The organism is Vibrio sp. 10N.222.49.A3, from assembly GCF_041475145.1.
Taxonomy (GTDB): domain Bacteria; phylum Pseudomonadota; class Gammaproteobacteria; order Enterobacterales; family Vibrionaceae; genus Vibrio; species Vibrio tasmaniensis_A.
The window spans coordinates 84878-91326 of record NZ_JBFRVM010000027.1; the positions used below are offsets into that span (position 1 = coordinate 84878).

11 protein-coding genes are annotated in these 6449 nt (G+C 43.4%); 5 read left to right on the plus strand and 6 right to left on the minus strand.

Annotated elements, in window-relative coordinates; all coding sequences use genetic code 11:
• Nucleotides 1-34: 34 nt before the first annotated feature.
• From AB4589_RS05130 to AB4589_RS05155, 6 genes are all read right to left on the minus strand, one after another.
• Nucleotides 35-616, minus strand: coding sequence for a Rha family transcriptional regulator (locus AB4589_RS05130; RefSeq protein WP_372099635.1), 582 nt, complete (start codon nt 614-616; stop codon nt 35-37).
• Nucleotides 617-907: 291 nt separating this feature from the next.
• A complete protein-coding gene (locus AB4589_RS05135) occupies nt 908-1492 on the minus strand; it encodes a hypothetical protein (RefSeq protein ID WP_372099637.1) in 585 nt (194 codons plus the stop codon).
• On the minus strand, nt 1492-1911 hold the full coding sequence (locus tag AB4589_RS05140) for a hypothetical protein (RefSeq protein ID WP_372099639.1): 420 nt from the start codon (nt 1909-1911) through the stop codon (nt 1492-1494). Before AB4589_RS05140 ends, AB4589_RS05135 begins: the two co-directional genes overlap by 1 nt.
• Nucleotides 1898-2713, minus strand: a complete 816-nt coding sequence (locus tag AB4589_RS05145) for a hypothetical protein (RefSeq protein WP_372099650.1) — start codon at nt 2711-2713, stop codon at nt 1898-1900. Before AB4589_RS05145 ends, AB4589_RS05140 begins: the two co-directional genes overlap by 14 nt.
• A gap of 262 nt (nt 2714-2975) precedes the next feature.
• The gene (locus tag AB4589_RS05150; protein ID WP_372099641.1) at nt 2976-3524 is read right to left on the minus strand and encodes a toxin YdaT family protein; all 549 of its coding nucleotides are present in this window, start codon (nt 3522-3524) and stop codon (nt 2976-2978) included.
• A 71-nt stretch (nt 3525-3595) separates the two neighbouring features.
• Nucleotides 3596-3742: a helix-turn-helix domain-containing protein gene (locus tag AB4589_RS05155; RefSeq protein WP_243701250.1), complete on the minus strand. Its 147-nt coding sequence runs from the start codon at nt 3740-3742 to the stop codon at nt 3596-3598.
• 172 nt (nt 3743-3914) lie between these two features.
• Here AB4589_RS05155 and AB4589_RS05160 point away from each other — a divergent pair, with 172 nt between their 5' ends.
• The 5 genes from AB4589_RS05160 to AB4589_RS05180 all read left to right on the plus strand — a co-directional run bounded on the left by AB4589_RS05160 (nt 3915) and on the right by AB4589_RS05180 (nt 6102).
• Nucleotides 3915-4577, plus strand: a complete 663-nt coding sequence (locus AB4589_RS05160) for a LexA family transcriptional regulator (protein ID WP_048617910.1) — start codon at nt 3915-3917, stop codon at nt 4575-4577.
• Nucleotides 4578-4746: 169 nt separating this feature from the next.
• Nucleotides 4747-5010 (plus strand): hypothetical protein, encoded by a 264-nt coding sequence (locus AB4589_RS05165; RefSeq protein WP_372099643.1) that lies wholly within the window; start codon nt 4747-4749, stop codon nt 5008-5010.
• Between the two features lie 178 nt (nt 5011-5188).
• Entirely contained in the window at nt 5189-5443 is a 255-nt protein-coding gene (locus tag AB4589_RS05170) for a hypothetical protein (RefSeq protein ID WP_372099645.1), read from the plus strand.
• A complete protein-coding gene (locus AB4589_RS05175; RefSeq protein ID WP_372099647.1) occupies nt 5440-5820 on the plus strand; it encodes a hypothetical protein in 381 nt (126 codons plus the stop codon). Before AB4589_RS05170 ends, AB4589_RS05175 begins: the two co-directional genes overlap by 4 nt.
• A gap of 81 nt (nt 5821-5901) precedes the next feature.
• Entirely contained in the window at nt 5902-6102 is a 201-nt protein-coding gene (locus tag AB4589_RS05180) for an AlpA family transcriptional regulator (protein ID WP_048669294.1), read from the plus strand.
• The last annotated feature ends 347 nt before the right edge of the window (nt 6103-6449 follow it).

Here is a 6449-nt window from a genome sequence, read left to right on the forward strand (position 1 = left end):
TTAACTTACTATATGTTTATATTACGATGGTTGGTTAGAAATAACCATGCTTTGCACGTTCAATCAGTTGAGTATTGGCGGCTTGGGCGATCTCAACCAGTTGTTCTGAGTTGAAGTAACCGGATTCACTTAGCAAGGTTGGGATTTCTGAACGACTGAAAATCATGGCATCGTTCGGAACGACACTTGTTCCAACCACTTGTCCATATTCCATGATAGTAAGTAATCGAAGTTGCTGAGGGAGCATTGCAGACGTTGGTTGAGCCACAGTTAACTGTTTTTGCATATCATTGAAAGCCCCTATATAGCGCTCTTTAATTTCAGCGGCTCTTTTACCTGAAAACCCCATAACTAAAAACATGAAGCCATCTTTTGTCATTTGAAAAGTTGTATAAGTTTCACCGTTTTGTTCATTCGTATAAGGGTACGCACAAAAATGAGCTGACCTAAATTCTTCAGAACATTCTAATGCCCTTATCTTGCGAAGAACGTTTTTGTGTTCTTTTCCAAAATACTTAGCAATATGAAGCGAATCAGTAACAAGATCGTTGGTACTTGATACAAAAACAAGATCGGATGATGTAGCAGAGGCAATTGGGCTAGATAGAATTGTCATTACGGACTCCTTGTGAATAATATTTCATCACCACTCAAAGGTCCTAAACTTCGGGTGGCGAACTGAACAAGGTTAGGACTACCGCTCACAAGGTACGGCCTGCCGAAGCAGCCTTGCCCAGCCCACCATAATTTAGATGTGCCGAAGCATGCGCATAAAAAAACCAGCAAAGAGCTGGCGACATGCGCCTTGTGAAAAACAGGGTCCTAAACCTGACACCGGATTTTGCCGGTGCCTTTTTAGATTAGCCCCGTGAATAGGCGCTTGTCAATCAGGATTACGCCTCTGCTTCTAACACCTTGCCACACTTTCTTCTTGCTCATACCTACCCTGCAATGCCAAAACGGCTGCACTGCGCTTATCTACCAGGCATTTAACCAATTTTCCTAGAATCGACTCGTACTTCTTAAATCGTGAGAAGGTAACGGGTAAAGTTTGGCAGAAGTAAGCGAAGCGAGTTTCTTGCGTCCAGCCTATGCGGCCACCATCGCAGCATGGGCAAGTTCTTCTTGCTCGATTCTTCGCAATGTACTTACCGCTACCATTACATTCAGGGCAGACTTGGCCAAACTGCTGGGTCGCTTCTGCAATAGCTGTCCTGACTAACGCTTCCAATGCTCTATCGGGATATGGACCGCGCCATGCTTCCATCAGCGTGTTGGCTTCCTGTAAAGTGGTTTGGTAAAGCTTTTTAAGTGCAGGTCTGTCTTGCAAATATTCAACGAATAACACCAAAAAACCTACTGGTGCTTCCTTCCAGGCTAGACCAACAATTGCCAGATGTTCATCTTGAGAAAGTACCCCCTTACCGCCAGAACAGAGGTCGTAGTTGATCCCTTTTACATTGAACTTTGCCAATAGCTTTTCAATTTGCATTACGCCCTCGCTCCCAGAGCTGCGACCCTTGCAAATACCGAGTTCTTTCGAAACTTCTTAGGATTGGGACGCTCAATCTCATTGAGTGGTTTGACCTTAGCTTTATCAGTCAAACGCATCGCGCTTCTTGAGGGAAGCGAGCCAGCCTTGGCTTTATCTGCGTACTTCTTCAACGTTTTTCGGTACTTCGCTCTGGCTTCACGTTCGCTTAGCAGGCCTCTACAAACAAAACCCACTTCTTGCGATGTCCAGTACTCGATATCACCCTTTGGTTCACAACGCAGCATTCGAGTAAATGCCTCGTCAATATCAACCAACTCTTCACGTCCCATAGACACAAACTCTGGCAAGCTTGGTGGCCATACACCCCCTTCCAACAAAGCCTGATTGACTGCACGACGAATCTCACTGACCGACATCGTTGTAATCGCTTGAGTCCAAGTCGATGGTAGTGCCTGATGCGGCCATTTCGTCCCGTAAGCCTCCACAAACTTGACTTGGATCCAATCTTCCAGGTTCAAAAGAATCACTTTGTCGCCCAATCGATGTGGCAGTGTGTCCGTATCGTTCGAGCAACTCTGCGTTGTATTGCTCGACTCGATTTTTTGGTGCAGCCTGGCTTGTTCGAGTCTTTTCATGGTCGTCGTTCCATCGTTCTTGATTCAAGTAGGTCGTTAGGTGCAGCTTCTCGAAACCAAACTGTCGATTGGCCACACGAGTTTCTACATCTCGACAGAGCATCTCGGTGAACACTTCCGGAGGTTCACTTTGCGCCGTCACGATACTTTTGAATTTTGCTAACGAGTTCTTCTTCGATTTCTTGGTTGGGTATCCAACCCAAAGCCGCTCAAAGCAAGATTCAACCACCGACACATGATCTTTATTGTTAGTAGTCTCTGGTAGTCTCTGTGTAATCTCTGTTTTAGTTTGGCGCTTTTGTGCAGCACAGGTTGGCGCATTTGTACTACACTGCCTGGCGCATTCCGCCAAACTAGAATGGCGCAATTGTGCAATCAAGTTTGGCTCATTGATTTTGTAAAAAATACGGCATGGAACCCCCTGTTTTTTCTCTTCAAGAATACCTAAATCACGCAGTTTTTTTCGTGCAGTGTCTAACTCGCGCCGTGTCATTCCGGTTTCATCTTCCCACTCGGCCTGAGTTTTATAGAAGTAACCGGATTCGTTGGTTCTTCGGCTCCAATAAATCGCTTGGCTTAGCATTAACGCGCCCGTAATGCCGATGCCCAACTTGACGAATGGCCGATGAAAAGCGATGGGCCTATCTAGAAATTCGATCATTTAACCGCCCTCGCCTTCATGGTTTGTAGGATTTGCTTCGCTTTATTGCGCGACACCACATAACGACAATTGCCGTTGTTTGCTACCCACAGCATTTGGCCGTGGTAATTTTGATAAGAAAGACTCATTGCACAAAGTTCTCTTGTTTTGCTAATTAGCGTGGTTAGTAAATGCCTTCAGGTGGTCAGCCTTTTTGCGCCATCAATGTTTCTAAGTATTTAAGTAACGGATCATGAGAACCGGCACTCTCTTGTAACTCTCGGTAAGCATCGCGAAGTTGGTCAGACGTAGCATGTTCACTGAGTAAGAGTATCGAGCGGAATGCTTCTGATGACTCTTTGCTTAAATCGGCAAGCAGTTGGTCGCGGTTCGCCATGGTTTGACTGGAGCCAATAGCCGCAACTGAATACCCAAGCGGGTTTAAGAACTGATTCAGTGCAGCTGTTGCCCTAGCTTTAGGCATAGCTGCAATAATTGCAGGCAACAAATCCATCATGTTAGCTTTTGCCTCTGTGCTTGTTCTGCTGACATAGCGAAATAGATTTTGAGTGTTGTTTGGATTATTTAAAGCCGACGGCACTTTGAGAAGATGTTCCCTTTGGCAGTCCTCCTCTTCGTAAATTTTCATCTTGTGATAAAAACGAGAAATGTATTCTGCAATTTGTTCTTTCGTTGCGTCACTTCGCCAAGCGACTACCGCGTTATGCATAACGCTTTTTAAACTGGGTTGCATGGTTCTTCCTTACTGGTTGTTTATCCAGAATGTTGGTGATCAGCCTTGACCTAAAAAAATTTAATATGATGTTAGAAAATATCTGGCCTCAGTTGATGTTTATCGACCTCTCCATTAGTTATGTCATGTAAGTTTTTTGCTAATGCAGCCCCTGGAATTTTGTGTCCAGTAATCACCAAACGTAAGTACCCTGTACTTGTTTTTAGCTTCTTAGCCATAGATTTTCTCTGCGTATCAGATAACTGACACTAGTATTCTTTATACATATTAAGCACCTCTAAGGTACATAATACACAAACAAAACGTACCTTCAAGGGTATGTACCTTTTAGGAACAAATTCTTAAAGTAACAACATGTTCTAAGTAGTTAAAAATGCTCAGGTAGATGTAATGAAAACTGCAGAAGATATTAGAAGAGAAAATGCACGATCTCTCGCTCAAAAAGTTGGTGGTACTACGGCATTTGCAGACAAAATTGACCGTTCTACAACTCAAGCCAGTCGATTTATGGGAAAAGGCGCAACACGTGCTATTGGGCCAAAAATTGCTCGACACATAGAGAAATCTTTCAACATGCCAGAAGGTTGGTTAGATACAGATCATACTGAAGAAGAGCTAAAAGAAGCGTCGACGCAATTCACTGCAACACAAACTAGACGAGTACCTATTCTTAGTCATGTGCAAGCAGGTTCTTGGGGTAAAATCGATTCTAAAGACATTATTTACGAGGAGTTAGACTGGCAAACAACCTCAAGCAATATCAGTGAGGAGGCCTTTGCCATGCGTGTTACGGGCAACTCTATGACCAATCCACACGGTTCCCCGTCGATACCAGCAGGCTCCATTGTAGTAGTTGAACCATGCAACTGCCCTGATAATGGAAAGATTGTCGTAGCGACACTTAATGATGCTCCAGAGGCAACGATTAAAAAGCTAGAGATTGATGGTCCACATAAGTTTTTGGTCCCACTGAACCCCAAATATGACCCTATCCCAATCAGTGGGAATTGCCGAATAGTCGGCTATGTAAAACAAGTCATTATGAACTTGTAGCAAAGAATCACTCAAAGAAGGCCGCTCACAATAGCGGCTTTTTTTGTACCTTAAATTCGTAAAATTCAAATAAAGCCCAAAAAATGTACTTTACAAGAACAAATATAATTAGTACCTTAAAGATACATTATGACAAATGACAATGTACCTAAAGTAAAAAGGAAACCCCATGACGTATTTATCTCTTACAGACATAAACAAAACTCTAGAAGGCGCTAAAGCTATTCAATTACATAGAACGAGCTTCGAACATTACCTAGCAAAGATGCCAAAAAGCGGTCCGTTTTATGACGATCTAGAACAACTCATTCAGCTAAGCGATAGGTGTGAAAATTTGGAAGTAAGCGTAGGAAAAGAAGACGCCCAAACGATCCATCAGTTCAAGGCTCTTTCTGACCAATTGAGCACTAAATTGAATGAAATGAGATTTTGAAAGGCTGAAAAAGAGAAAACCCCTATCGGTGACCAAACCAATAAGGGCTTACTTTGTGCAATGAGAATTAGATAACCAAACCTAAACCTCGCAATCAGTATATAACTGGCTGACCACCAATTTCAAGTACGTAGACTGATTGCCAGGTTTCATCCTGAAACCAAAGGAACTTTGTGTAATGACGACTCCCCCACTTCGAAACTCTCAGGAAGAGTTTATCCATAAAAAGATTCATCAAATCTTACTTGGTGAAGGCTACAAGCGTGACGAAGCAACTCGGGCTTGTAACTTCGCGATTAAAATCTATCGAACCACCGCTTCGTTCGGAGGCCGTGGCGGCAAATGTTTCGACTTTTGTTTAGCAAAAGCTCGCCAGTTGTTTGCCCCAGTAAAAAAGAAGGCCACCGCTCGAAAGCGAAAAGCTGCAAAATGACTAAGGAACGTAAACGCAAACAAGCAGCAGTTCGCGCCAAGCGCCTAAGGGTTAAGCGTAAAACCAGTGGCAATAACGATATCCGAGTGACGTTATCACCCAATGAAATCACAAAGCTTAACGATATATGCCAGTTCTTCGCTTACCCAAGGGAACCTTACACCCAAATTGAAGCTTTGCAGTCGCTTATTCATCGTGTTCATGCCGAGATACCCAAGATAGAAATCGATTTGGGTTGTTGCGGTAAATGTGGTGAACAGCTACCACAAGGCTGCGCTAAGTTACGCCAAGGCGGTTTGTTTAATGGTGATGCAATGTGTTGGCACACCACGAACCGAGTACGAATTATGCCACCAGCAAAAGGAGTTGCCCAATGATCAGTTTCACCGTCTATGCCGTTATTTGTGCGGTGTTTTATGTTTGTTATATGAAAAGTTCAGTTAAGAGAGGAAATCAAAATGGTTAATTCAACGATAAACCTAGCAACACAACGCTTTTTCATCAGTGATAAAGAGGTTCGTGAAACTCTTGGGATTAGCCAGCCTACGCTGTGGCGTTGGACTCAAGAGCTCGGCTTCCCAAAAGCGGTGAAAGGCATGAGAGGAAAACGTCCTTACAAAGAGTTCATTGAATGGGCGAAAGAGCGCGGGATGATTTGAGCATTTAGAAAGGGAAGCAAGCGCTTCCCTTTTTTGACTAGAGCAAACTGATGCATTGCTCTAGTAATGCATTCTTTCCAGAGAATGTATCAATACCAGTAAAACCTTTGAGAAGAGGCGAGATATCAATATTCTCAACGATGATAAATTGGCTTTGCTCCTAGTTTTTTGTAAGAGATTGAAAAAGTGATGGCTAATCTTAGTTCAAAATCCAACATATAACCCGCATAGCTAAAATGGATTGGTCTTACAGGTTTTCATTAGCTTGACCTCAGTTACCACATTTTTTGCCCTGAAACGTGCTAGCAACAGGTAAGAAACCCTTACCTTGTGATTACCGAGGGAGG